We start from the raw sequence: 24,977 nt of genomic DNA on the forward strand, positions 1-24,977 counted from the left end.
CCTGGCAGCCTAGTCACCGGGCGAATCGGACTCGCGCGCCGGTTGCGTCGCGTCCCAGCCGTCGACCGAGCCACCGAGCCGCTGCGCCAGCCCGGCCATTCTCGACCGTTCCTGAGAACAGTGCAGCGCGTCGAGGATCTGGACCCGCTGCAGCACGAGTCCGACCGTCGCACCGTCCTCGCCGGCGGATGCCTGCCCGTCCGGATCCTGCGGTCGGTAGCCGTCCTGGGCGGCGATCGACACGGCGTCGGCCACCGACGACGCGGGCAGCCGCAGATGGTGCCGCAGCACCGCTTCCGCGTCGGCGTCCCACCGCGGATCCTCGGCGGCGGCGCGGTCGAGCGCGGTCGAGCACGCCTCCACGTCGTCGAAGCTCGAGGCGACGACCACGAGGTCGTGCCGATCCTGATCGAGAGGGGCCGGTTGCCGACTGCCGAACAGCCTCCGCAGCCACCCCGTACTGTTGTCACGAGAGCGCATGGCTCCACCCTTTCACGGTCCGCCACCAGGCTGTCAGCAGGGAGAATCGGACAAGCGGGGCGCATCGACGCGCCGAGGGTGGACCCGGGTAGTCGTCTCTTACGACGAAGCGTCATACTTCTGTCTGTGACGAGCGCAGTAGGGACTTCAGGATCAGCAATCACCCAACGCGTGCACTCGCTGAACCGACCAAACATGGTCAGCGTTGGCACCATCGTGTGGTTGTCAAGTGAGCTCATGTTCTTTGCAGGGCTCTTCGCCATGTATTTCGTGGCGCGAGCGCAGGCGAATGGGAACTGGCCGCCGGAGCCGACCGAGCTGAATCTGTTCCTCGCCGTACCGGTGACGCTGGTGCTGATCGCCTCGTCGTTCACCTGCCAGATGGGTGTGTTCGCAGCCGAGCGCGGCGACGTCTTCGGCCTCCGCCGGTGGTACCTCCTGACCCTGGCGATGGGCACGTTCTTCGTCCTCGGACAGGGATACGAGTACATCCACCTCGTCGAGGAAGGCACCTCGATCTCCAGCAGCGTGTACGGCTCGGTGTTCTACATGACCACCGGCTTCCACGGCATGCACGTGATCGGCGGCCTCATCGCGTTCGTCTTCCTGATCGCCCGCACCAAGGTCAGCAAGTTCACGCCCGCCCAGGCCACCGCCGCCATCGTCGTCTCGTACTACTGGCACTTCGTCGACATCGTGTGGATCGGTCTGTTCGCCACGATCTATTTCATCCGTTGATCAGCTGAACGCCCCAGGCAGCCCCCTGACGTCCAGTCCGTCCCGACATACCAAAGGGATACAGATGAGTTCATCCCCCCCTCCCGCATCCGATACCACAGCGTCCGCCGCGAAGGCACGCCGCCAGCGGAAGCTCCGCAGGCGCGTCACGGGCGCCCTGGTCCTGATGATGGGACTGGTCAGCGCCGGTTTCCTCGCGTCCGCGTTGACGCCGACCCCGCAGGTGGCCACGGCCACCGACGATCAGGCAGCACTGATCCGCGAGGGCAAGCAGTTGTATGACACCTCGTGCATCACGTGCCACGGCGCGAACCTGCAGGGTGTGCAGGACCGCGGCCCGAGCCTGATCGGTGTCGGCGAGGCCGCCGTCTACTTCCAGGTGTCGTCGGGACGCATGCCGGCCTCGCGTAACGAGGCCCAGGTCGAGCGCAAGCCCGTCAAGTTCGACGCCGAGCAGACTGACGCCATCGGCGCGTACGTCCAGGCCAACGGCGGCGGCCCCACGGTCATTCGTGACGAGAACGGCGAGGTCGCCCAGTCTTCGCTGCGCGGCGGCGACATCGGACGCGGCAGCGAACTGTTCCGCCTCAACTGCGCGTCCTGCCACAACTTCACGGGGCGCGGCGGTGCGCTCTCGTCCGGTAAGTACGCGCCGGTCCTCGACCCGGCCAGCGAGCAGCAGATCTACACCGCGATGGTCACCGGCCCGCAGAACATGCCCAAGTTCTCGGACCGTCAGCTGACCCTCGAGGAGAAGAAGGACATCATCGCCTACATCAAGTCGTCAGGCGAGACGAAGCAGCCCGGCGGCTACGGACTCGGCGGCATCGGTCCCGCCTCCGAGGGCTTGGCCATGTGGGTCATCGGAATCATCGCTGTCGTCGGTGCAGCACTGTGGATCGGAGCAAGGTCATGAGCGACGCTGGCCAGCCGGGCGGCGCCACGCCAAAGAAGTACACGGATGCAGAACTCGAGAACCTGAGCCGCGACGAACTGGTCGAGCTCGGAACCAACCTCGACCACGTCGACGTCGCGTTCCGCCGCAACCGCTGGGCGGTTCCGGGGACCAAAGCCGAGAAGCGCGCCGAACGGTCGGTCGCCTTCTGGTTCGCCCTCTCCGGCATCTCCGCGATCGCGTTCATCGCGATCTACCTCTTCTGGCCCTGGGAGTACGCAGGCGCCGGCGAGGAGCACTACTCGGCCTACAGCCTGTACACGCCGCTGATCGGCCTCACCATGGGTCTGGCCATCCTCGGCCTCGGTGTCGGTGCGGTGCAGTTCACCAAGAAGTTCATCCCCGAAGAGGTGTCCATCCAGGACCGCCACGACGGTGGATCGTCCGAGGTCGATCGCAAGACGATCGTCGCGGAACTCGGCGACTCGTTCGACACGTCGACGCTGGGACGCCGCAAGCTCCTCAAGCGCACCCTCATCTTCGGCGGCGGTGCCCTCGGCATCATGTCCGTCATGCCCCTCGGTGGTCTGATCAAGAACCCGTGGGCCAAGCGCGACGACTCCCCGCTGTGGGTTTCGGGATGGACCCCCCGCTACGAGGGCGAAACCATCTACCTGCGCCGCGACACCGGTCGCCCCGAGGACGTCGTCCTCGTTCGCCCGGAAGACCTGGACGCCGGCGCCATGGAAACGGTGTTCCCGTTCCGTGAGTCCGACCGCGGCGATCACGACGCGCTGCTCGAGGCGCTGCGCGGCATCCGCAACGCGACCATGCTCATCCGCCTCCGCACGGAGGACGCGGCACGGGTCACCAAGCGCAAGGGCCAGGAGAGCTTCAACTACGGCGACTACTTCGCCTTCTCGAAGATCTGCACCCACCTCGGCTGCCCCACCTCCCTGTACGAACAGCAGACCAACCGAATCCTCTGCCCGTGCCACCAGTCGCAGTTCGATGCGCTGACCTACGGAAAGCCGATTTTCGGTCCGGCCGCTCGTGCACTTCCGCAGTTGCCTATTACAGTGAACGAAGAGGGTTTCCTAGTCACAACGGGTGACTACATCGAAGCTCTCGGCCCGGCATTTTGGGAGCGTCGACCGTGACCGACAACAAACCGTCCAAACTGAGCGCGATGGCCACCGGCCAGGCCGAAGCGATGGACTCGCGCTACCACCTCGCAGCGGGGATGCGGCGGCAGATCAACAAGGTCTTCCCCACCCACTGGTCGTTCCTGCTCGGCGAGATCGCGCTGTACAGCTTCGTCATCCTGCTGATCTCCGGTGTCTACCTGACCCTGTTCTTCGATCCGTCGATGGCGCACGTCGTGTACAACGGTGCGTACGAGCCCCTGCGCGGCGTCACGATGTCCCGCGCGTACGAGACCACGCTGAACATTTCGTTCGAGGTCCGTGGCGGCCTGTTCGTCCGTCAGATCCACCACTGGGCCGCGCTGATGTTCGCGGCGTCGATCGTCGTGCACCTGATGCGCATCTTCTTCACCGGCGCCTTCCGGCGTCCGCGTGAGGCCAACTGGGTCATCGGCTGCCTGCTGCTGATCCTGGCGATGTTCGAGGGATTCTTCGGCTACACGATCCCCGACGACCTGCTGTCCGGCACGGGCCTGCGCGCCGCGTTCTCCGGCATCACGCTGAGCATCCCGATCGCAGGCACCTGGATGCACTGGCTGATCTTCGGCGGCGACTTCCCCGGCGACCTGATCATCCCCCGCCTGTACGTCGCGCACGTCCTGCTTTTCCCGGGCATCATCCTCGCCCTGATCGCCGGTCACCTCGCGCTCGTCTGGTACCAGAAGCACACGCAGTTCCCCGGCCCCGGCCGCACGGAGAACAACGTCGTGGGCGTGCGCATCCTCCCGGTGTTCGCCGTCAAGTCGGGTGCATTCTTCGCGATCACGTTCGGCGTTCTGGCCGTGATGGGTGGCGTGCTGCAGATCAACCCGGTCTGGACCATCGGCCCCTACAACCCGTCGCAGGTGTCGGCCGGTTCGCAGCCCGACATCTACATGATGTGGACGGACGGCCTGGCCCGTCTGTGGCCGGCATGGGACATCTACCTGTTCGACCGCTACACCATTCCGTCGGTGTTCGCTGTCGCGTTGATCATGGGTCTGGTGTTCACGGTGCTGATCGCCTACCCGTGGATCGAGAAGCGCCTGACCAAGGACGACGCTCACCACAACCTGCTGCAGCGTCCGCGTGACGTTCCGGTGCGTACCGCGATCGGTGCGATGGCGATTACGTTCTACGCCGTCCTGACGATCTCCTGCATCAACGACATCATCGCGTACCACCTGAGCATCTCGCTGAACGCGATGACGTGGATCGGCCGCATCGGCATGGTGTTGCTGCCTCCGATCGCCTTCTTCGTGGCCTACCGGTTCTGCCTGGGTCTCCAGCGCAGCGACCGTGAGGTCCTCGAGCACGGCATCGAGACCGGCATCATCAAGCGGATGCCGAACGGTCAGTACATCGAGATCCACCAGCCGCTCGGCCCGGTCGACGACCACGGTCACCCGATCCCGCTCGAGTACCAGGGTGCGACCGTCCCGAAGAAGATGAACAAGCTCGGTTCCGCCGGCAAGCCCGGTTCCGGCAGCCTTGTCACGGCCGACCCGGTCGAGGAGAGCCTGGCTCTCGAGCACGCCCTGCACCACGGCGAGCACGAGCAGCTCACGATGCTGCGGGAGTACCAGGACCGCGCCCACGGCAACGGTTCGTCGGCTTCCGGCAACGGATCGTCCGGCAATGGCGAGGCCCACTAGCCTCACCTCCGCAACCGAGCAGAGCCCCGAACCACTTCCGGTTCGGGGCTCTGCTCGTCGGTGGGCACCGTGCCCGCTCCCCTCCCCCGCGGTTGCGCGCGGAACACGAGCACGACCGCCCCGAGTCCCAGGAGAAGACCGAGCGCGGTGAGGATTCCGAACGGCTCGCCGAACATCACGGCCCCCCAGATCGCCGTCACCGGTGCCATCAGGAACATCAGGGCATTGACCCGGGTGACCCCGCTCCGACGCAGCACGAGCCAGTACAGGCCGTAGCCGCCGAACGTGGACAGGGCGATCAGCCAGGCCACCGACCACCAGAACGACGCCGTCGGCGGCGGCGACACCTGTCCGGCGCACGCGGCGAGGGCGGTGAAGAGCACGGCGCTGGTCGCGCAGTGCACGGTCATGGACACGACGGGGTCGGTGTCGGTCGGTGAGCGACTCTCCAGGAAGGTCGCGGCCACCAGCGACAGCATCCCGGCGAACGGCACGAGGTACGCCCACCACGACACGCCGGACGCAGAGGTGGCGTCGCCTGCGGTGACGATCATGACCCCCGCCACTCCCAGCAGCAACCCCCACCACTGCCGGGGCGCGACGTACTGACCCAGCAGAGGGCCGGCCAGTGCGGCGACGACCAGGGGCTGGGTGCCGTCGATCAGCGCGGTGGTACCGGTCGAGACGCCGAGTCCGATCGCCTGGTAGACGGTCAGCAGATATCCGGTCTGCGACAGCGCACCGATCGTCACCTGACGACCGAACGCACGGGACCCGAGCCCCCGCCACCGTGCGCGTCCGAACAGCGCGGCGGCCAGCGCAAGTGCGACGGCGAGTGGCAGGAACCGCCAGGTCAGTACCGTCAGTGGGGCCGCGTCCCCGGCGCCGAGTTTGGCCCCGATGAAGCCGGAGCTCCAGCACAGGACGAACAGCACGGCGAGAAGCGCATTCACAACTGATCACCACCCAAGTAGACAGATCGGTATACCTCTTCAACTTATACCGATCTGTATACTTTTGTCATGGATTCTGTGCCGTCACCGCGACGCGTCGCAATGACCCCGGGAGCGAGACGAGCGCTGGACGCGGCCGGGCGCCTCTTCTACGAGCGGGGAATTCACGCCGTCGGCGTGGATCTCATCGCCGCCGAGGCCGGCGTCACGAAGAAAACGCTCTACGACCGTTTCGGATCGAAGGAACAGATCGTGGTCGAGTACCTCGCCGACCGGGACGAACGGTGGCGGGCATTCCTCACAGCCCACCTCGACACCGTCGCAGACTCCCCCGAGCGGCGCCTGACGGCGATCTTCGACGCGTCCAGGGAGTGGACCGCGGAGAACAGCGCGAAAGGGTGCAGCATGGTCAACGCACACGCGGAGATCAGCGACCCGTCACATCCGGCGTACGCGGTCATCATCGGCCAGAAGCGCTGGATGCTCGACCTGTTCAGCGGCGTGTGCCGGGACGCGGAGGTGCACGATCGGGAGACACTCGCGCGCACCATCATGCTGCTCCACGAAGGCGCCCTGGTCTCGCACGGATTGCACGTGTTTCCCGAGGCCGTGCGACTCGCGTCCGATCAGGCGGCGGCACTCCTCGCCGCCGCGGCGGACCCGGCCGGCCAGGGCCGACGACACAGCGGAGGCGCCGAACCCCAGGGGGATTCGGCGCCTCCGCCGTCTGATCGTGGGTGGAACTAGTGCTTCTCGGGCCCGACGTAGTACTCGAAGACGAGGCCGGCAGCGGCCGCGAGCACGGCAATCACGGCGACCACGAGCATCCACGGCTGGAAGAACGCCATCGCGACTGCCACGAAGGCAGCAGAAGCGGCAAGCAGGATCGGCCAGTAGCTACCGGGGCTGAAGAAGCCCAGGTCGCCTGCGCCGTCGGCGATCTCCGCGTCCTCATAGTCCTCGGGACGGGTGTCGAGGCGACGGGCGACGAACCGGAAGTACGTTCCGATGATCAGCGTCAGTCCCGCCGACAGGCAGATGCCCGTCAGACCCGCCCACTCGATACCGGTTCGTGAAACGGCGGTGAAGACGCCGTAGACGATCGCGACGAGAATGAAGAATACCGTCAGGATCTCGAAGAGCTTGGCTTCGATCTTCATATCAGCACTTGTCCTTGGTCAGTGAGGTATCAGCAGCAGGTTCAGTTACCTTCGACACCGCTCGCCTGCTTGTAGCCGCGATCGGTGGTGAAGGGAGACGTCGACGTCGCAACCGGGGACTCGCCGATGGCCTGCAGAGCCTCCGCCGTGGTCAGATCCCGGCCGCCCTCGCTCGCCGGCTTGCGCAGCTCGATGTACTGCGCGAACTTGTCGGGGCTCACGGCGCGAACCTCGAAGTTCATCATCGCGTGGAACGTGCCGCACATCTCGGCGCAGCGCCCGACGAAGGCACCTTCCTTCTCGATCTCACTGATCTGGAAGACGTTGTCGGAGTGGTTCTCCTTCGGGTTCGGGTTCACGTCGCGCTTGAACAGGAACTCCGGCACCCAGAAGGCGTGGATGACATCGGCGGAAGCCAGTTCGAACTGGATCCGCTTGCCGGTCGGCAGGACGAGGATCGGGATCTCGTTGCTCGAGCCGATCGTCTCGATCTTGTCGTAGTGCAGGTAGGACAGGTCCTGGGGGGTCTTGCCGTGGATCGGTCCGGGCTGGGCGTGCTCACCCTCGGCCTCCGCCTCGGATGCCGGTGCGGACTCGACCGCAGCCTGCGCTTCCTGATCGACGCCGTCGTACTTGCCGCCACCCTCACCGAGGTCGATGGATCGGTAGCCGAACTTCCAGTTCCACTGGTATGCAGTGACATCCACCACTACGTTGGGGTTGTCCTCCTTCTCGAGGACATGGTTCTGCACGATCACCGTGAAGTAGAACAGCACGGCGATGATGACGAACGGAACCGCGGTGTACGCCAGCTCGAGCGGCACGTTGTATGCCGTCTGCCGCGGGAACTCGGGTGAGTCCTTCTTCTTACGGTGGAAGATCACCGCCCAGAAGGTGAGTCCCCACACCAGCACACCCATGACGAGGGCGGCGATGACCGACCAGGTCCACAGTTCACGCATGCGGTGCGCCTGCGGGGTTACGCCCGAAGGCCACCCGAAACGAAGCACCTCGTTGTCGATTGAACAACCCGACAGCAGCAAGGCAGCAATGCCCAAAGATACTGCCAACCCTGCCCGCCGAAGGATCCGACCTTGCGCCACGTTCACGCCTTCCTGATCGCCGCAAATTCCACTAGGGCACACCCGATGGGAAGGCCCAATTACTACGCAGCGTAGACCAAAGGTGGCGGCTCTCCATCCTCGGGTCGGGCGACGACGTGTCGCTGCCGACGCCGCGGCGGTGCCGCTGTTCGAGCCGGGCACCGTCACCGGCGGCCCGAACCGGACGCTCCGGCAATCTGCGGCATACTTTCCGGCAGAGATCCCTGACCACTCCACCTCGTGGAGACTTCCAAGATTCTGAATTGAGGTACCGGACGCTGTGTGCGGACTGCTCGGGCTACTGACCTCTGGAGAAACCAGCGACAACGCCGTCTCACAGGTCGACCAGGCGATGCACTGCCTGCGGCACCGTGGGCCGGACGAGCACGGGACCTGGCACGACGACCACCTGGTCTTCGGGTTCAATCGACTGTCGATCATCGACATCGAACACTCCCACCAGCCCCTGCGGTGGGGTCCGGCGGAGAATCCGGAACGCTACGCGCTGACGTTCAACGGCGAGATCTACAACTACCTCGAGGTTCGGGCCGAACTCGCCGAGCAGTTCGGTGCGCAGTTCGTCACAGAGGGCGACAGCGAGGCCATCGTCGCCGCGTTCCACTACTGGGGCGAGGACGCCGTCCGCCGCCTGCGCGGCATGTTCGCGTTCGCGATCTGGGACACGGAGACGCGGGAACTGTTCATCGCGCGCGATCCGTTCGGCATCAAACCGCTCTTCCTGGCGACGGGCGTCGGCGGCACCGCGTTCGGTAGCGAGAAGAAGAGCCTGCTGGAGCTGGCGAGCCTGATCGGCATCGGCACCGAACTCGATCCGCGGGCCGTCGAGCACTACACCGTCCTTCAGTACGTGCCGGAGCCGGAAACCCTCCACAAGCAGATCCGCCGGCTCGAGTCCGGTTGCTTCGCGCGTGTGCGGCCGGGCGAAGAACCCGTGATCACCCGCTATTTCGCGCCCACGTTCCCGGTGCGCCCGTTCGCCGCGGGCACCGAGCAGGCCCGGTACCGCGAGATCGCGGAGGCGCTCGAGGATTCGGTCGCCAAGCACATGCGCGCCGACGTCACGGTCGGTTCCTTCCTGTCGGGTGGCATCGACTCGACGGCCATCGCGGCGCTCGCGATGCGCCACAACCCGAACCTGATCACGTTCACCACCGGTTTCGAGCGCGAGGGCTATTCCGAGGTCGACGTCGCAGCCGAGTCCGCCGAAGCGATCGGCGCACGTCACGTGGTCAAGGTGGTGAGCCCGTCCGAGTTCGCCGCCGCCATCCCCGAGATCGTGTGGTACCTCGACGACCCGGTCGCCGATCCCGCGCTGGTTCCGCTGTGGTTCGTGGCCAAGGAGGCGCGCAAACACGTCAAGGTCGTGCTGTCCGGTGAGGGCGCCGACGAACTGTTCGGCGGCTACACCATCTACCGCGAGCCGATTTCGCTGAAGCCGTTCGAGTACCTGCCCAAGGGACTGCGGCGGGCCGCCGGGAAGCTGTCCGAGCGCATCCCCGAGGGCACCCGCGGAAAGAGCCTGCTCAACCGCGGTTCACTGACACTGGAGGAGCGGTACTACGGCAACGCGCGCAGCTTCAACGACGCACAGTTGCGCGCCGTCCTGCGCGACTTCCGGCCGGAGTGGACGCACCGCGACGTCACCGACCCGATCTACGCGCAGTCGCAGGGGTGGGATCCGGTGGCCCGGATGCAGCATCTGGACCTGTTCACGTGGTTGCGCGGCGACATCCTCGTCAAGGCCGACAAGATGACGATGGCCAACTCGCTCGAACTTCGAGTGCCGTTCCTCGACCCCGAGGTCTTCAAGGTCGCGTCGCAGGTGCCGCTGGATCAGAAGATCACCAAGAGCACCACCAAGTACGCGCTGCGTCAGGCACTGGAAGGCATCGTGCCCGGGCACGTGCTCCATCGGGCGAAGCTGGGCTTCCCGGTGCCGCTGCGGCACTGGCTGCGCGGCACCGAACTGTTCGACTGGGCACACGAGCAGATCGCGGCGTCGGGCACCGATCACCTGCTCGACAAGGCCGCGATCGCGAAGATGCTGAACGACCACCGGGACAGCGTGTCCGACCACAGCCGTCGCCTCTGGACCGTGCTGATCTTCATGGTCTGGCACGGCATCTTCGTGGAGAACCGCATCGTTCCGGAGATCGCCGAGCCGGCGTACCCGGTCTCGCTGTAGGCGCTTCGCGCCCGTGAGTGGTTGACGAGTCCAGGGACTCGTCAACCACTCACGGGCGGCGGAGCCGCCTCCTACGGAAGAACGGCAGCGATCTCGTCGGCGGCGGTGGAGCCGTAGGCGTCCGCGAGGCGCTTGACAGCCTCATCGCGGTCGAATGTCCATTCCTGGGTTCCGACGGTCTCCAGCACGAGCACCGCCACCAGCGACCCCAGCTGCGCGGAGCGCTCGAAACTCAGGCCCGCGCTGTGCGCGAGGAGGAATCCGGCCCGGAATCCGTCACCGACACCGGTCGGGTCGACCTTCGCCTTCTCGGGAACGACGGCGACACGGGTCCAGTTGCCCTCGGAGTCGACGATCTCGACGCCCTTGGAACCGAGCGTCGTGACACGGACGCCGACCTGAGCGCGGATCTCCTCTTCGGACAGTCCGGTCTTCTGCTGCAGCAGCCCCCACTCGTACTCGTTCGTGAACAGGTACTTTGCGCCGCGGATCAGCGCCGACGCCTCGTCGCCGTTCAGTCGGGCGAGCTGCTGCGACGGGTCGGCGGCGAACGGGATTCCCTGCCGGCGGCATTCCTCGGTGTGGCGGATCATCGCCTCGGGGTCGTTGGCGCCGATCAGGACCAGTTCGAGCGCTTCGGCGTCCTGCGCGATACCGGACAGCTGGATTTCGCGGGCCTCACTCATCGCACCGGGGTAGAACGACGCGATCTGCGCCATGTCCTCGTCGGTGGTGCACACGAAACGCGCGGTGTGCGCGGTGGTCGAGATCCGGACGGCGGTGCAGTCGACACCGTTGCTCTCGAGCCACTGGCGGTAGTCCGCGAAGTCGGCCCCGACGGCCCCGACCAGCAGTGGAGATCCACCGAGGACGCCCATGGCGTAGGCGATGTTGCCGCCCACTCCCCCGCGCCGGACTACGAGGTCGTCGACCAGGAAGCTCAACGAGATGTGACTGAGCTGATCGGCGAGCAGTTGCTCGGCGAACCGGCCCGGAAACCGCATCAGGTGGTCGGTGGCGATGGAACCGGTAACCGCAATTGTCACGGGCGGATGCCTTTCGATGAGTTCGGTCGGGATTTCTCACCGTACCCCGGAGTACCACCGTGATCGGTCGGCAGCACGGGACCCGGGTACGTGGAGATCGGGCACGAAAAAAGTCTGACGCGGCAGCCGGTCGGCGCCGCGTCAGACTTGTCGATTCAGTTGTACTTCGGCCTGGGACTCAGTTGAAGGAGTCGCCGCAGGCGCACGAACCGGTCGCGTTGGGGTTGTCGATGGTGAAACCCTGCTTCTCGATGGTGTCGACGAAGTCGATCGAGGCACCCTCGACGTACGGCGCGCTCATCCGGTCCACCGCGAGGGCGACGCCACCGAAGTCCACGATCAGGTCGCCGTCCAGGTTCCGGTCGTCGAAGAACAGCTGGTAACGCAGTCCTGCGCAGCCGCCGGGTTGCACGGCGATACGCAGTGCGAGGTCGTCACGACCTTCCTGATCGAGCAGCGCCTTCGCCTTGGCGGACGCGGCTTCGGTCATCTTGACGCCGTGGACGGCGGTCTCGTTCTGCACAGTCATGGGCTCTCCCTGTAGTTCGTAACAAACCCGTGAACGCTTCAACGGTACTCCGCGCCCGACTTATTCCCGGGTTCCATTCCCTGCGGCAGCGTCCGCAGATCGATCCACGTCCATGGTATCCGACGTCGCGGATTCGGGTTACTGCCCTGCGGCCGCACCGTCCCAACCGCGGGCTGCGGCCGCGGCAAGGTCTCTCAGCTGCGCGTATGCGTCCGACATCGCGAGTTCGACCGATCCCGCGTGGTCCACCAGCGACAGTGCGTCGTCGATGCCCGCGCTGTCGAGGTCCGCGGTGTCGAGGAGGACCTGCCCGGCCAGGACGAGTGTCGCGATCGAGCGCCGGCGGGCGGCAGCGGCGAGCGCGATCACGAGTTTCCCGCGCAGCGACTGCTGGTCGAGGCGGCCTTCCCCGGTGATCACGAGCTGGGCGGAGGCGAGTTGCCGGTCCTGCCGGGTGCGTTGCGCGACCACGTGAGCACCGGATTCGCGGCTCGCGCCGAGGGCGAGCAGGGCGGCCCCGATGCCACCGGCGGCGCCGGCTCCGGCCTCGGCGGCGACCTCCCGGGCCGTCACCCGCTGCAGTTGCCCCGCCCATGCGGCGTTCCGGTCCTCGAGGAATGCGACGGTGTCGGGGTCGGCACCCTTCTGCGGTCCGAACACGCGGGCGGCGCCGTGCTCGCCGAGCAACGGATGCTCGACGTCGGACGCGGCCACCAGTTCCACCGACCGCAGGCGGGCGACGGCGGCGTCCGCGCTCCCGAAACCCTGCGCGAGGGCTTCGACGAGACCGCGGCCGCCGTCGGTGCAGCTGCTGCCGCCGAGACCGACGACGATTCTCCTCGCTCCGGCGTCGAGGGCCGCCACCACGAGTTGGCCGACGCCCCTGCTGTGCGCGTCGCGGGCGGTGCGGGGCGTCGGCGGTCCGCCCAGCAGTCCGAGTCCGCAGGCCTGGGCGGATTCGAGGTACGCGTCGGTGCCGTCGAGGAGCCAGCGGGCCGTGACGTCGGCGCCGAGGGGCCCTTCCACGACCGCGGTCCGGACGGTGCCGCCCGCAGCCGCGACCACGTCGACGAATCCGGGGCCGCCGTCGGACTGCGGCGCCTCGATCAGCTGGTCGTCCGGGCGCACGGCCGACCATCCCGCCGCGATCGCGGCGGTTGCCTCGACGGCGGTCAGCGTTTCACCGAAGGAGTCCGGTGCGATCATCACTCGCATCGGCGAAGTGTATGGCGACGGGCGCGACCCGGCATTTCGATGTGAGGGCGGTTTTCCCCCCGGCGCCGTCTTCCCATACTCTGGAAGGGTGAAATTGCTACGCCGCGGTGATTCGGACAATTCAGACAAGCGGGACGTCGAGGTCGCCGAGTCGTCCACGGCCTCGGAGGCGGAGTCCGCCGAACAGGCGGGCAAGGGCCGCCCGACCCCCAAGCGACGCGACGCCGAGGCGAAGCGACGCGGACCGGTCGCGCCCGCACCCCTGACGGCGAAAGAGGCACGCGCCCGTAAGAAGGCCACCCGCGGTAGCAAGGAAGAGCGCAAGGTCGCCGCGGCGGAGCGGCGCGCCACCGCCGCCGAGCGACGCGCCCGCATGCTCGCCGGCGAGGACAAGTACCTCCTCCCCCGCGACAAGGGGCCGGTCCGCGCGTACGTCCGCGACATCGTGGACGCCCGGCGCAACCTGGTCGGCCTGTTCATGCCGCTGGCCCTGGTTCTCATCATGGCGATGTTCGTCAGCCCGGCACTGCAGGCGATCGTGACGCTCGCCATGCTCATCATGATGATGTTCATGGCCATCGAGGGCGTCTGGCTCGGCCGCAAGATCAACAATCAGGTGCGGGAGCGCTTCCCGGACACCCCCGACGGCGGTTTCAAGCTCGGGTGGTATGCGTTCGTGCGTGCGTCGCAGATCCGCAAGCTGCGCGCCCCCAAGCCGCGGGTGCGCCCCGGCGACGCCATCTGACGGTCAGTTGTGGGGCGCGCGGTGCGTCTCGGCGAGCAGCCGCCCCAGTTCGGCGTCGCGGTCGTACGACAGGTCGGTCATGGGATCAGCCGGTCGGAAGAAGTTGTCGCGGTAGCTTTTCCGCAGTCGCGGATGGAGTGGACCCAGGTGCCGACCGGCGTACATCACGGCCGTATGCAGCACGAGGAGAAGTGCAACGAGGACGAGGAATTCGGTCATGGCTGAAATTTTCCGCCCATTCACTTCCCGCCAACAGTGGCGGAATTGACGTTCTTCGTCAAAATACTGCCACTCCTGTGGGTTGGTAGCGTTTCCCTCCGTGCCCACCGCCGATTCCCCGGACCGCCCGCGCCGTCCGAACCAGACGTCGCGAACATTGGTGCTCGGCGGTGCACGCTCCGGAAAATCCGCTCACGCCGAGGAACTGACCCAGGCCCTGGCCGGGGCGGGCCGGGTGCGCTACGTCGCCACCAGTCACCGCGACCCCGACGACCACGACTGGGAACACCGCATCGCTCAGCACCGCGATCGGCGTCCCGGCAGCTGGCTCACCGTGGAAACCGCGCACCGGCGCGACCTCGTCGACCAACTGCGTTCCCCCACCGAAGCCGCGGCCACCCTCGTCGACGATCTCGGCACCTGGCTCACCGTCGAACTCGACGGCGCCGCAGCCTGGGAATCGCCGCGGGGCACCATCACCCCACGCACGGACGAACTCGTCGCGAGCGTCCGCGACTATCGCGGCGCACTCGTGCTGGTGACTCCCGAAGTAGGTCTCGGCGTCATCCCCGAGACCCGGTCCGGTCGCCTGTTCCGCGACGAGATCGGCGCCCTCAACGCGCGGCTCGCCCAGGTCTGCGATCGCGTGGTCCTGGTCGTCGCCGGACTGACCATGACCTTGAAAGATGATCCCGCACACGAGTCGTGCGGGGCAGAAGTGTCCACTCGAGCGAGAGGCCAAGCGTGACCAGCGAGTCCGTGAGCACCGACCCCGGTCGGTTCGAACCCGTCACCCCACCCGACGAAGGGGTGCGCGCCCAGGCCGAGGCCCGTCAGTTGCAGCTCACCAAACCGGCCGGCTCGCTCGGACGTCTCGAGACGCTCGCGTGCTGGGCCGCGGCCTGCCAGGGCGTCTGCCCGCCCGTCCCCTTCGCGCGGGCGCGGGTGGTGGTGTTCGCCGGCGACCACGGAGTGGCACGGACCGGCGTCTCGGCGTATCCGCCCGAGGTGACGGCCCAGATGGTCGCCAACTTCGTCGGCGGCGGGGCAGCCGTCAATGCTCTCGCGAACCGGGCCGGCGCAAGCGTGCGCGTCGTCGACCTGTCCGTCGACGGCGACACGGATCCGTCGGTGTCCACGTTCAAGATTCGCCGCTCATCGGGGGCGATCGACCGCGAGGACGCGCTCACACACGAGGAGACACTGAAGGCCATCGAGGCCGGACGGTCCATCGCCGACTCCGAGATCGATTCCGGCGCAGACCTGTTGATCGCCGGCGACATGGGAATCGGCAACACCACGCCGGCCACCGTTCTCATCGCCGCGCTGACGGACACCGAACCGGTGGCTGCGGTCGGCCGGGGCACCGGTGTCGACGACGCCGGCTGGATCCGGAAGACGGCGGCGATCCGCGACGCGATGCGCCGGGCCCGGCCGGTGGTCCGGGACACGGTGGCGCTCCTGCGTACGGTGTCGGGCGCCGACCTCGCCGCGATGGCCGGCTTCCTCGCCCAGGCCTCCGCCCGCAAGACCCCGGTGATTCTCGACGGCGTCGTCGTGACCGCGGCCGCGATGGTCGCGGAGGAACTCGCGCACGGCGCCCGCGCATGGTGGCTGGCCGGCCACCGTTCGACGGAACCGGCTCACACGATCGCACTGAAGCACCTGCAACTCGACCCCCTCCTCGAACTCGACATGCGACTCGGCGAGGGGTCCGGCGCCGTCACCGCACTGCCGATCCTGCAGGGCGCCGTCGCCACGCTCGCGGAGATGGCGACGTTCGCGGAGGCCGGAGTCAGCACCCGCGACGCCGAGGACGGCGAGGGCACCGAGACCGGCTCCGCCGCCGATACCGCGGGCTGACCGTGTCGGGCGTGCTGCTCGCGTTCTCCTGGCTGACAGTTCTTCCCCTGCACGGACCGGATTCCGTGGACCGCGTGTCAGGTCGCCGCGCTATCCGGGCGGCGCCGGTGACCGGGATCGCGCTGGGAGTCCTGGCCGCGGGGGTGCTGTGGGCGCTCGTGTCCGCCGGTCTCGACCCCGCCCTCGCCGGCCTGATGACGGTGGGTGCTCATGCTCTCGCCACCCGGGGCATGCACATCGACGGCCTGTCCGACACGGTCGACGGGCTCGGCTGTTACGGGCCGCCGGAGCGGGCGCGGGCCGTGATGCACAGCGGCGGTGCGGGCCCGTTCGGGGTGTGCGCCCTGGTGATCTGCCTGGGCGCGCAGGGACTGGCGTTCGGATCTCTGGCCGCCGCAGGACAATTCGCGTGCGTGGCCGTCGCCGTGGCGGCCGGGCGGGTGGCGGTCGTGTTCGCCTGCCGGCGCGGAATTCCCGCGTCGTCGACGGAAGGATTCGGCGCACTGGTCGCCGAAACCCAGTCACCGTGGACCGGCATCGCCTGGACCGTTCCGCTCCTCGCGGCGGCCGCGTGGTGCACCTCGCCGTGGTGGCAGGGGCCGATCGTCGCGGCGGTCGCGCTGACGCTCACCGCGTTGCTGGTGGCCCACTGCGTCCGGCGATTCGCCGGCCTGAACGGCGACGTGCTCGGCGCCGCGCTCGAGATCACCGTCACCGTCTCGGCGATCGGTCTCACTTTCTGATCGACCGCCGGAACCGAGATCAGCGCAGTTTGGTCATCCACCCGTGGGTGTCGGCGAACGTTCCCCGCTGAATGCCGGTCAGCGTGTCGCGCAGGGCCATGGTGACCTCGCCGGGTTCGCCGTCGGCGATCGTGAATTCACCCTCGGCCGACTTGACCCGGCCGACGGGTGTGATGACCGCCGCGGTACCGCACGCGAACACCTCGGTGATCTCACCCGACTTGGTCTTGGTGCGCCATTCGTCGGTGCTGATCCGACGCTCCTCCACCGCGAAACCTGCGTCGGTCGCGAGGGTCAGCAGCGAGTTGCGGGTGATACCCGGCAGCAGCGAACCGGACAGGGACGGCGTCACGAGGCGGGCGTCGGGGCCGGAGCCGAACACGAAGAAGAGGTTCATGCCGCCCATCTCCTCCACGTACGACCGTTCGATCGCGTCGAGCCACACCACCTGGTCGCAACCCTCGTCGGCGGCCTGCGCCTGCGCGAGAAGCGAAGCCGCATAGTTGCCCGCGAACTTGGCGGCGCCGGTGCCACCGGGTGCGGCGCGCACGTATTCCGTCGACAGCCACACGCTGACCGGCTTCACTCCACGCGGGAAGTAGGCGCCTGCGGGCGAGGCGATCAGCAGGTAGCGGTACTCGTCGGCCGGACGCACACCGAGACCGGCCTCGGTGGAGAACATGAACGGGCGGAGGTACAGCGCGTCCTCACCGCCGGCGGCGGGCACCCATTCGTGATCCAGCTCGAGCAGTTCGGTGATCGACTTGACGAACAACTCCTCCGGCAGCTCCGGCATCGCGAGACGACGAGCCGACGTCGCAAGTCGTTCGGCGTTCGCCTCGAGGCGGAACGTCGAGATGCCACCGTCGGGCTGCCGGTACGCCTTCAGCCCCTCGAAGATGGCCTGTCCGTAATGCAGCACCATCGCGGCGGGGTCGAGCTGGAGCGGCCCGTACGGTTCGACCTTGGCGTCGTGCCAGCCGAGCTCCGTGGAGTAGGTGATCGACACCATGTGGTCCGTGAAGTACCGACCGAATCCGGGCGCCGCCAGTATCTCTCGCCGTACCTCGTCGGAGGTGAGGGCGGGATGCGGGACGCGAACGAACTCGGTGACACCTGTCATGCCCGTGATCTTATCGAACGCCTTCCGCCGCCCCACGGCCGACAGGTCGTCCGCGACAGGCGCTTACTTGGTGTTGATCTCCACGAACGGCGGAGACACCACCTCGGCGCGCAGGGAGCGTCCCCGGACGTCCACGGCGATCTCGTCTCCCGCCGACACGCCGGCTCCGGAGTCGAGCAGCGCCAATGCGATCCCGACCTTGAGCGTGGGCGAGAACGTGCCCGACGTGGTCTCGCCGATCGACTCGCCGTCGCGCAGCACGGTCTGACCGGCGCGGAGAACCCCGCGGTCCAGCGCCTTGATGCCCCACAGCTTGCGCGCCGGGCCGGACTCCTTCTCGTCGGTGAGCGTCTCCTTGCCCCAGAACTTCGGCTTCTTCCACCCGATCGCCCAGCCGCATCGCGCCTCGAGCGGGGAGATCTCCAGCGACAGTTCGTGCCCGTGCAGCGGGTATCCCATCTCGGTGCGCAGCGTGTCCCGGGCACCGAGACCGGCGACCTGGCCGCCGTGCGCGCGGACCTGCTCGACCGCGGCCCGGAACACCTTCTCGCTGTCCTCCCAGCGCGGCAGCAGTTCGAACCCGACCTCGCCGGTGTACCCGCTGCGGCACACGCGGACGGGAACCCCGTCCCAGGTGGCGTCCGCGAAGGCCATGTACTCGATGTCGGTGGGCAGGCCGAGTGCGGTGAGCACGTCCGCCGACTTCGGGCCCTGGACGGCGATCACACCGAAATCCCGGTGCTGGTTCTCCACGGTGACGCCCTCTGGGGCCGTGGCGGCCAGTGCCGCGACCACGTCCGCGGTGTTGGCCGCGTTGGGGACGAGGAACACCTCGTCGGGGCTCACGTAGTAGGCGATCAGATCGTCGATCACTCCGCCCGACGGCGTGCAGCACAGCGTGTATTGCGCCTTGCCGGGACCGATCTTGTCGAGATCGTTGGTCAGGGCCGAGTTCACGAAGGCTGCGGCGCCACTGCCCCGCACGAGGGCCTTGCCGAGGTGGCTGACGTCGAACACCCCCACCGACTCGCGCACCGCGGTGTGTTCGGCGACGACCCCGGCGTACGAGACGGGCATCTCCCAGCCCCCGAAGGGAGCGAACGTGGCCCCGAGTTCGACGTGAACGGCGTGGACGGGGCCTTGGGACAACTGCTCCTCGGTCATGGGCCTCAACTTATCCGACCCCCGGGCGCACCGGGTAGGCGACGGCGGACGAGCACTACCATCGGGACGGACGTCGACCATCCGACACCACCCGATCCCGAACCGCTGCAGGAGAGACACCGTGAGCACTCACACAGCCCGACCCCTCGGACCACAACTCGCCCTGGCCGGCACCGTCGGCAAGCGGGTGGACGTGCTGGTGATCGGGCTGACGTCGAGCTCGGACGGACCCGAAATCGCCCTCGGCGACGGCATCGTCGACGAATCGGTGCTGACCGATCTGCTCGACACGCTCGTCTCGGTCGGCGCCTCCGGCAAGGCGGAGGAGACGACCCGCATCCCGGCACCCGACACGCTTCCGGTCGACAGTGTGCTCGCCGTCGGACTCGGTTCGGCCGAGAAGCTCGACGCCGAGCAGATCCGCAAGTCCGCGGGCGCCGCGGCGCGTTCGCTCAGTGGCGTCGGCACCGTCGCGACCACCCTGTCCGTACTCGATCTCGGTGCGGCAGCCGAAGGTTTCGCCCTCGGCGCGTACCGGTTCACCGAGTTCAAGTCCGCGAAATCCGCTCCCGGCCCGGACGCACAGCCCGTCTCGCGGGTGGAGCTGCTGGTGTCGTCCCCGCGCGCCAAGGAGTCGAAGGAGACCCTCGCGCGCTCCGCGGCGATCGCCGACGCCGTCGCCACCGCGCGCGAATTCGTCAACACTCCCCCGAGCCACCTCTTCCCCGCCGAATTCGCCGACCGCGCAAAGGCTCTCGGCACCGACGCCGGACTGAAGGTCGAGGTCCTCGACGAGAAGGCACTCGAAAAGAACGGATACGGCGGCATCCTCGGGGTGGGCAAGGGCTCGTCCCGGCTGCCGCGGCTGGTCCGGCTGAGCTACTCCGCCAAGAAGCGGAACGCCCCCAAGGTCGCGCTCGTCGGCAAGGGCATCACGTTCGACACCGGCGGCATCTCCATCAAGCCCGCCGCAGGCATGGAGAACATGACGTCCGACATGGGCGGCGCCGCAGCCGTCGTCGCCACCGTTGTCCTCGCCGCCAAGCTCGGACTGCCGGTCGACGTCACCGCCACCGTCCCGATGGCCGAGAACATGCCGTCGTCCACCGCGCAGCGTCCCGGCGACGTCCTCACCCAGTACGGCGGAACCACGGTGGAGGTCATCAACACCGACGCGGAGGGACGTCTCGTCCTCGCCGACGCCATCGTCCGCGCGTGCGAGGACGACCCCGACTACCTCATCGACACGGCGACCCTCACCGGCGCGCAGATGGTGGCACTGGGCAACCGGACGCCCGGTGTGATGGGCACCGACGAGTTCCGCGACCGCGTCGCCGCCATTTCCCAGGAAATCGGTGAGAACGCGTGGGCCATGCCGATGCCCGCCGAACTGCGCTCGGACCTCGATTCGAAGGTCGCCGACCTCGCCAACGTCACCAACCACCGCTGGGGCGGCATGCTCGCGGCGGCCCTGTACCTGAAGGAGTTCGTCGCCGACGGCGTCCAGTGGGCGCACATCGACGTCGCCGGACCGGCGTACAACTCGTCGGGACCGTGGGGATACACCGGCCGCGGCGGCACCGGCGTGCCCGTGCGCACCATGATCGCGGTGATCGAGGACATCGCCGCCAACGGGTAGGCGCTCCGCGCCCGTGCGCCTTTCTGGTAGCTGGAACAACCAGCAAGGCGCACGGCGGCGAAGCCGCCTAGAGGTCGCGCTCGCGCTCCCGCTTCCGCTCGATGCGGCGCCGCGCGTCGTGGTCGCGCATCCGCTGCGGGTAGCCGGTCTTGCGGACGTCGTACACGGGGATGCGGAGGTCCTCGCCGAGTTTGCGGGCGCCGCGTTCACCGCCCACCCGGCGCCGGGTCCACTCGCCGTCCGCCGCAACGAGCACGACAGTGACTTCCGTCACTGTCGTCTGAGGTTCCACGTAGGCCTCCACACCGAGGTGCGTGCGAGTCCAGTTCGCGAGATACGCGGCGTCCTCCGGGGACGCCTGAGATCGGCCGGACCGAGGCCGCGAGAATCGGTCGAACAACCCCACGTCGAGCCTCCTCGAGTGCGTGCGCCCGACGATGCCGGCGACTGTCCTCCAAGTTTGCCAGCGAACGCCCGGTTTCCGCCGCACACGAAAACTACTGGCCGGTAGCGATTACGTCGCGACACACCGGAGTCCCCGACGGGTGCCCCTCGGCGGACACGCCCGCCGGATCAATGGAAAGATGTGGAGCGCCGACACAGCGAGTGGGTGACGACGAATCGGAATTACCTGCAAGTAGACGCAAGACACGTGCATCTCGAAGCACAATGGTTCACGACCACAAGTCGACAAAATTCAACAACCCGAACACAACTGTCGAGGAGTCAAAAGACATGGCCTTCTCCGTCCAGATGCCAGCGCTTGGTGAGAGTGTCACCGAGGGAACTGTCACGCGGTGGCTCAAGCAGGAAGGAGACACGGTCGAAGTTGACGAACCCTTGCTCGAAGTCTCCACGGACAAGGTGGACACGGAAATCCCGTCTCCCGTGGCCGGCGTTCTCAGCAAGATCGTTGCTCAGGAAGACGACACCGTGGAAATCGGTGGCGAGCTTGCCGTGATCGGCGACGCCGGTGAGGCTCCTGCCTCCGACTCCGCTCCCGCACCCGCCGCCGAAGAGCCCGCCGCGGAGCCGGCTCCCGCCGCGGAGGCGCCGGCCGCCGAGCCCGCGCCCGCAGCATCCGGCAACGGTTCCGCCGAGGGCACCGCCGTGAAGATGCCCGAACTGGGCGAGTCCGTCACCGAGGGCACCGTCACCCGCTGGCTCAAGGCCGTCGGCGACGAGGTCGCCGTGGACGAGCCGCTCGTCGAGGTGTCCACCGACAAGGTCGACACGGAGATCCCGTCCCCCGTCGCCGGTACTCTCCTCGAGATCAGCGCCGAGGAAGACGACACCGTTTCCGTCGGCGGTCAGCTCGCCGTCATCGGTTCGGGCGCGCCCGCCGCCAAGCCGGCCGCGGAACCGAAGCCCGAGCCGACACCCGAGCCCGCGAAGCCCGCTCCGGCCCCGGAGCCCGCGAAGCCCGAGCCCGCCAAGAGTGCACCGGCCCCGGCCGCCGCACCGGCAGCATCGGCGCCGGCTCCCGCAGCCGCCGCACCCGCTCCCGCGGCCACGTCCGGAGACAGCACCCCGTACGTCACCCCGCTGGTGCGCAAGCTCGCTACGGACAACAACGTCGACCTGTCCTCGGTGACGGGCACCGGAGTCGGTGGCCGCATCCGTAAGCAGGACGTCCTCGCTGCCGCCGAGGCCAAGAAGGCACCGGCCGCCGCTGCCGCGCCTGCTGCCGCCGCTGCTCCCGCAGCCGCCTCCGCCGGGGTCCGCCCCGAACTGGCCCACCTGCGCGGAACCACGCAGAAGGCCAACCGGATTCGTCAGATCACCGCCACGAAGACACGGGAGTCGCTGCAGACCACGGCGCAGCTCACCCAGACCTTCGAGATCGACGTCACCAAGATCGCGGCCCTGCGCGCGCAGGCCAAGAACACCTTCCTCGAGCGCGAGGGCGTCAAGCTCACGTTCCTCCCGTTCTTCGCGAAGGCCGTCGTCGAGGCGCTGAAGTCGCACCCGAACATCAACGCCAGCTACGACGAGGCGAACAAGCAGATCACCTACTACGACGCCGAGCACCTGGGCATCGCGGTCGACACCGACCAGGGCCTGCTGTCCCCCGTGATCCACAACGCCGGCGACCTGTCGCTGGCCGGCCTGGCCCGCGCGATCGCGGACATCGCCAAGCGCGCCCGCTCCGGTGGGCTCAAGCCGGACGAGCTGTCCGGTGGCACGTTCACGATCACGAACATCGGCAGCCAGGGCGCCCTGTTCGACACCCCGATCCTCGTGCCCCCGCAGGCCGCGATGCTCGGAACCGGCGCGATCGTCAAGCGTCCCGTGGTCGTGACCGACGAGTCCGGCAGTGAGAGCATCGGCGTCCGCTCGATGTGCTACCTGCCGCTCACCTACGATCACCGCCTCGTCGACGGTGCCGACGCCGGCCGCTTCTTGACCACGATCAAGCAGCGTCTGGAGCAGGGAGCGTTCGAGGCCGACCTCGGCCTCTGATCGTCACCGGACTTCGAGCCGAACGTAGTTTCGCAGGGGCACCATTTCCATCAGGGATGGTGCCCCTGCGCTGTGAAGGAGGCTGTTGCACATGCGAGTGGTCATCGCCGGTTCCTCCGGGCTGATTGGCACCGCTCTCGTCTCGTCTCTCCGCGGCGACGGTCACGACGTCGTCCGCCTCGTCCGCCGGTCGTCCGCGGGTCCCGACGAGTCACGCTGGGATCCGCAGAAGGACCGGATCGACACGGGGATCCTCGCGGACGCCGATGCGGTCGTGAATCTGTGCGGCGTCGGGGTCGGCGACAAACGCTGGACCGGGGCGTACAAGCAACTGATCCGGGACAGTCGCATCGCCGCCACCGACGTCCTGGCCGAGGGCGTCGCCGAGGCCGCGGTGCCCGTGTTCGTGAATGCGAGCGCAGTCGGCTACTACGGCGACACCGGCGATCGGGTCGTCGACGAGACCTCGCCCTCCGGGACGGGTTTCCTCGCGGACACCTGCCGCGACTGGGAGGCCGCGACAGCCCCCGCCCACACCTCGAAGATCCGGACGGTTCTGCTGCGGAGCGGCATCGTCCTCTCGCCCCACGGCGGCCTGCTCGGCAGGCTGAAGACGCTGTACTCGTTCGGGCTCGGCGGCCGGCTCGGCAACGGCCGCCAGTACCTGTCGTGGATCTCGTTGGAGGACGAGGTCGATGCGATCAAGTTCGTCCTCGCCCGCGACGACGTCGCCGGCCCCGTGAACGTCACCGGCCCGGCGCCCGTCACCAACGCCCAGTTCAACGGCGCGGTCGCGCGGACGCTGCACCGTCCCGCACCGTGGATCGTTCCCGGGTTCGCGCTCAGCGCACTGGTCGGCGAGTTTGCGCAGGAAGGCATCCTGGCCGGGCAGCGCGCGATACCCACGGTGCTCGAGAACACGGGATTCCGGTTCCGGCACAACACCATCGGGGAAGCGCTCGACGCCGCGCTCGTGCGGTGAACCCACGTCGTCGCGGTGCGGCCGCAGCCCCGGCGTAACCTCTAGCGCATGAGCAGCGCGACACAATCCGCCCGTTTCAGCCCCTCCCCGATTTCCGTCGAACATCTCGGCACGATCGGGTATGTCGACGCCTGGGATCGACAGCGCGAGCTGGCGGCCGAACGCGCCGAGAACGTGGGTACCGACACGCTCCTCCTGCTCGAACACCCGGCCGTCTATACCGCGGGGCGCCGGACCGAACCCGAGGACCGTCCGACCGACGGCACTCCCGTCATCGACGTCGACCGTGGCGGGAAGATCACCTGGCACGGTCCGGGTCAGCTGGTGGGCTACCCGATCGTCAAACTGGCCGAACCGGTCGACGTCGTGCGGTACGTGCGCCGGCTCGAGCAGGCACTGATCACCGTGTGCACCGACCTCGGCATCGACTGCGGCCGGGTCGACGGTCGCTCCGGTGTGTGGCTGCCGGCGTCCCTCGACAACGGGCAGTGGCTGCCCGAGCGCAAGGTGGCGGCCATCGGCGTGCGGGTACAGCGTGGTGTCGCACTCCACGGCTTCTCGCTCAACTGCAATTCCGTTCTCACGGGGTTCGACGCGATCATCCCGTGCGGTATCCGCGACGCCGGGGTCACGTCGCTGTCGCGGGAATTGGGCCGCGACGTCACTGTCGAGGAGGTCACGCCCGTCGTCACGGCGGCCGTCGTCGCCGCGCTCGACGGCGAACTTCCGGTGACCGAACACGACATCGAGCGGGTCACGTTCGACTCCGCCGCCGCCGAGACGACGTCGTCCGCGCCCACCTTCACTACTGTTCAGTACGGTTGACCTCCGCTCCCCGACCCGCCGGGCGCGACGGGCCGGGCGTACGATCG

25 protein-coding genes are annotated in these 24,977 nt (G+C 67.9%); 14 read left to right on the forward strand and 11 right to left on the reverse strand.

The features are described from left to right. Window positions 1–9 precede the first annotated feature (9 nt). Window positions 10–480 (reverse strand): ribonuclease E inhibitor RraB, encoded by a 471-nt coding sequence (locus CJ177_RS37280; RefSeq protein ID WP_005247710.1) that lies wholly within the window; start codon window positions 478–480, stop codon window positions 10–12. Window positions 481–606: 126 nt separating this feature from the next. Between CJ177_RS37280 and CJ177_RS37285 the strand changes: the two genes are divergently transcribed. The 4 genes from CJ177_RS37285 to CJ177_RS37300 all read left to right on the forward strand — a co-directional run bounded on the left by CJ177_RS37285 (window position 607) and on the right by CJ177_RS37300 (window position 4,952). Continuing rightward, window positions 607–1,218: a heme-copper oxidase subunit III gene (locus tag CJ177_RS37285; protein WP_025432889.1), complete on the forward strand. Its 612-nt coding sequence runs from the start codon at window positions 607–609 to the stop codon at window positions 1,216–1,218. Window positions 1,219–1,282: 64 nt separating this feature from the next. Further along, the gene (locus CJ177_RS37290) at window positions 1,283–2,134 is read left to right on the forward strand and encodes a cytochrome c (RefSeq protein WP_005247712.1); all 852 of its coding nucleotides are present in this window, start codon (window positions 1,283–1,285) and stop codon (window positions 2,132–2,134) included. Continuing rightward, window positions 2,131–3,273 carry a ubiquinol-cytochrome c reductase iron-sulfur subunit gene (locus CJ177_RS37295; protein WP_005247713.1) on the forward strand — a complete coding sequence of 381 codons (1,143 nt, stop codon included), beginning with the start codon at window positions 2,131–2,133 and terminating at the stop codon, window positions 3,271–3,273. Before CJ177_RS37290 ends, CJ177_RS37295 begins: the two co-directional genes overlap by 4 nt. A 29-nt stretch (window positions 3,274–3,302) precedes the next feature. Continuing rightward, window positions 3,303–4,952, forward strand: a complete 1,650-nt coding sequence (locus tag CJ177_RS37300) for a cytochrome bc complex cytochrome b subunit (protein WP_043943950.1) — start codon at window positions 3,303–3,305, stop codon at window positions 4,950–4,952. Window positions 4,953–4,954: 2 nt separating this feature from the next. Here CJ177_RS37300 and CJ177_RS37305 read toward each other — a convergent pair whose 3' ends face one another. Continuing rightward, window positions 4,955–5,905 (reverse strand): DMT family transporter, encoded by a 951-nt coding sequence (locus tag CJ177_RS37305; RefSeq protein ID WP_061044190.1) that lies wholly within the window; start codon window positions 5,903–5,905, stop codon window positions 4,955–4,957. 69 nt (window positions 5,906–5,974) lie between these two features. Here CJ177_RS37305 and CJ177_RS37310 point away from each other — a divergent pair, with 69 nt between their 5' ends. Next, window positions 5,975–6,652 carry a TetR/AcrR family transcriptional regulator gene (locus tag CJ177_RS37310; RefSeq protein WP_095870145.1) on the forward strand — a complete coding sequence of 226 codons (678 nt, stop codon included), beginning with the start codon at window positions 5,975–5,977 and terminating at the stop codon, window positions 6,650–6,652. On the opposite strand, the gene CJ177_RS37315 is transcribed toward CJ177_RS37310, so the two are convergent. Next, the gene (locus CJ177_RS37315; protein ID WP_005247719.1) at window positions 6,649–7,065 is read right to left on the reverse strand and encodes a cytochrome c oxidase subunit 4; all 417 of its coding nucleotides are present in this window, start codon (window positions 7,063–7,065) and stop codon (window positions 6,649–6,651) included. The genes CJ177_RS37310 and CJ177_RS37315 overlap by 4 nt on opposite strands. A 41-nt stretch (window positions 7,066–7,106) precedes the next feature. Then, the gene (locus CJ177_RS37320; protein ID WP_016880030.1) at window positions 7,107–8,174 is read right to left on the reverse strand and encodes a cytochrome c oxidase subunit II; all 1,068 of its coding nucleotides are present in this window, start codon (window positions 8,172–8,174) and stop codon (window positions 7,107–7,109) included. A 274-nt stretch (window positions 8,175–8,448) separates the two neighbouring features. Here CJ177_RS37320 and asnB point away from each other — a divergent pair, with 274 nt between their 5' ends. Then, window positions 8,449–10,374 carry an asparagine synthase (glutamine-hydrolyzing) gene (asnB, locus tag CJ177_RS37325; RefSeq protein ID WP_095870146.1) on the forward strand — a complete coding sequence of 642 codons (1,926 nt, stop codon included), beginning with the start codon at window positions 8,449–8,451 and terminating at the stop codon, window positions 10,372–10,374. Window positions 10,375–10,445: 71 nt separating this feature from the next. On the opposite strand, the gene CJ177_RS37330 is transcribed toward asnB, so the two are convergent. The 3 genes from CJ177_RS37330 to CJ177_RS37340 form a co-directional block, all read right to left on the reverse strand. Beyond that, window positions 10,446–11,420 (reverse strand): carbohydrate kinase family protein, encoded by a 975-nt coding sequence (locus CJ177_RS37330; RefSeq protein ID WP_005247724.1) that lies wholly within the window; start codon window positions 11,418–11,420, stop codon window positions 10,446–10,448. A gap of 178 nt (window positions 11,421–11,598) precedes the next feature. After that, on the reverse strand, window positions 11,599–11,949 hold the full coding sequence (locus CJ177_RS37335; RefSeq protein ID WP_005247725.1) for an iron-sulfur cluster assembly accessory protein: 351 nt from the start codon (window positions 11,947–11,949) through the stop codon (window positions 11,599–11,601). Window positions 11,950–12,087: 138 nt separating this feature from the next. Continuing rightward, window positions 12,088–13,164, reverse strand: coding sequence for a glycerate kinase (locus tag CJ177_RS37340; protein WP_005247726.1), 1,077 nt, complete (start codon window positions 13,162–13,164; stop codon window positions 12,088–12,090). 88 nt (window positions 13,165–13,252) lie between these two features. On the opposite strand from CJ177_RS37340, the gene CJ177_RS37345 reads away from it, so the two are divergent. After that, complete coding sequence (locus CJ177_RS37345; RefSeq protein ID WP_025432893.1) at window positions 13,253–13,909, forward strand: DUF3043 domain-containing protein; 657 nt, start codon at window positions 13,253–13,255, stop codon at window positions 13,907–13,909. Window positions 13,910–13,912: 3 nt separating this feature from the next. Here the strand turns inward: CJ177_RS37345 and CJ177_RS37350 are convergent, their stop codons facing one another. Beyond that, the gene (locus CJ177_RS37350) at window positions 13,913–14,128 is read right to left on the reverse strand and encodes a hypothetical protein (RefSeq protein WP_025432894.1); all 216 of its coding nucleotides are present in this window, start codon (window positions 14,126–14,128) and stop codon (window positions 13,913–13,915) included. A gap of 100 nt (window positions 14,129–14,228) precedes the next feature. Between CJ177_RS37350 and cobU the strand changes: the two genes are divergently transcribed. From cobU to CJ177_RS37365, 3 genes are read left to right on the forward strand one after another with little or no spacing between them, the layout of a single operon-like run. Beyond that, window positions 14,229–14,876 (forward strand): bifunctional adenosylcobinamide kinase/adenosylcobinamide-phosphate guanylyltransferase, encoded by a 648-nt coding sequence (cobU, locus tag CJ177_RS37355; RefSeq protein WP_025432895.1) that lies wholly within the window; start codon window positions 14,229–14,231, stop codon window positions 14,874–14,876. Next, window positions 14,873–15,991 carry a nicotinate-nucleotide--dimethylbenzimidazole phosphoribosyltransferase gene (cobT, locus tag CJ177_RS37360; protein WP_095870147.1) on the forward strand — a complete coding sequence of 373 codons (1,119 nt, stop codon included), beginning with the start codon at window positions 14,873–14,875 and terminating at the stop codon, window positions 15,989–15,991. Before cobU ends, cobT begins: the two co-directional genes overlap by 4 nt. Window positions 15,992–15,993: 2 nt before the next feature. Next, window positions 15,994–16,734 (forward strand): adenosylcobinamide-GDP ribazoletransferase, encoded by a 741-nt coding sequence (locus CJ177_RS37365; protein ID WP_025432897.1) that lies wholly within the window; start codon window positions 15,994–15,996, stop codon window positions 16,732–16,734. A 19-nt stretch (window positions 16,735–16,753) separates the two neighbouring features. Here CJ177_RS37365 and CJ177_RS37370 read toward each other — a convergent pair whose 3' ends face one another. Further along, on the reverse strand, window positions 16,754–17,857 hold the full coding sequence (locus tag CJ177_RS37370) for a branched-chain amino acid aminotransferase (RefSeq protein WP_005247732.1): 1,104 nt from the start codon (window positions 17,855–17,857) through the stop codon (window positions 16,754–16,756). Between the two features lie 63 nt (window positions 17,858–17,920). Further along, window positions 17,921–19,021, reverse strand: coding sequence for a glycine cleavage system aminomethyltransferase GcvT (gcvT, locus tag CJ177_RS37375; protein WP_061044183.1), 1,101 nt, complete (start codon window positions 19,019–19,021; stop codon window positions 17,921–17,923). 121 nt (window positions 19,022–19,142) lie between these two features. Between gcvT and CJ177_RS37380 the strand changes: the two genes are divergently transcribed. Further along, window positions 19,143–20,660 carry a leucyl aminopeptidase gene (locus CJ177_RS37380; protein ID WP_005247736.1) on the forward strand — a complete coding sequence of 506 codons (1,518 nt, stop codon included), beginning with the start codon at window positions 19,143–19,145 and terminating at the stop codon, window positions 20,658–20,660. Window positions 20,661–20,727: 67 nt separating this feature from the next. On the opposite strand, the gene CJ177_RS37385 is transcribed toward CJ177_RS37380, so the two are convergent. Continuing rightward, window positions 20,728–21,066 (reverse strand): hypothetical protein, encoded by a 339-nt coding sequence (locus tag CJ177_RS37385; protein ID WP_005247738.1) that lies wholly within the window; start codon window positions 21,064–21,066, stop codon window positions 20,728–20,730. 329 nt (window positions 21,067–21,395) lie between these two features. Between CJ177_RS37385 and sucB the strand changes: the two genes are divergently transcribed. The 3 genes from sucB to lipB all read left to right on the forward strand — a co-directional run bounded on the left by sucB (window position 21,396) and on the right by lipB (window position 24,930). Continuing rightward, a complete protein-coding gene (sucB, locus tag CJ177_RS37390; protein WP_095870230.1) occupies window positions 21,396–23,123 on the forward strand; it encodes a 2-oxoglutarate dehydrogenase, E2 component, dihydrolipoamide succinyltransferase in 1,728 nt (575 codons plus the stop codon). Between the two features lie 91 nt (window positions 23,124–23,214). Beyond that, entirely contained in the window at window positions 23,215–24,105 is an 891-nt protein-coding gene (locus CJ177_RS37395) for a TIGR01777 family oxidoreductase (protein WP_025432899.1), read from the forward strand. 48 nt (window positions 24,106–24,153) lie between these two features. Next, window positions 24,154–24,930: a lipoyl(octanoyl) transferase LipB gene (lipB, locus tag CJ177_RS37400; protein ID WP_005247748.1), complete on the forward strand. Its 777-nt coding sequence runs from the start codon at window positions 24,154–24,156 to the stop codon at window positions 24,928–24,930. Window positions 24,931–24,977: the final 47 nt, after the last annotated feature.

Source organism: Rhodococcus sp. ACPA1, assembly GCF_002300195.1.
Classification (GTDB): Bacteria; Actinomycetota; Actinomycetes; order Mycobacteriales; family Mycobacteriaceae; genus Rhodococcus_F; species Rhodococcus_F opacus.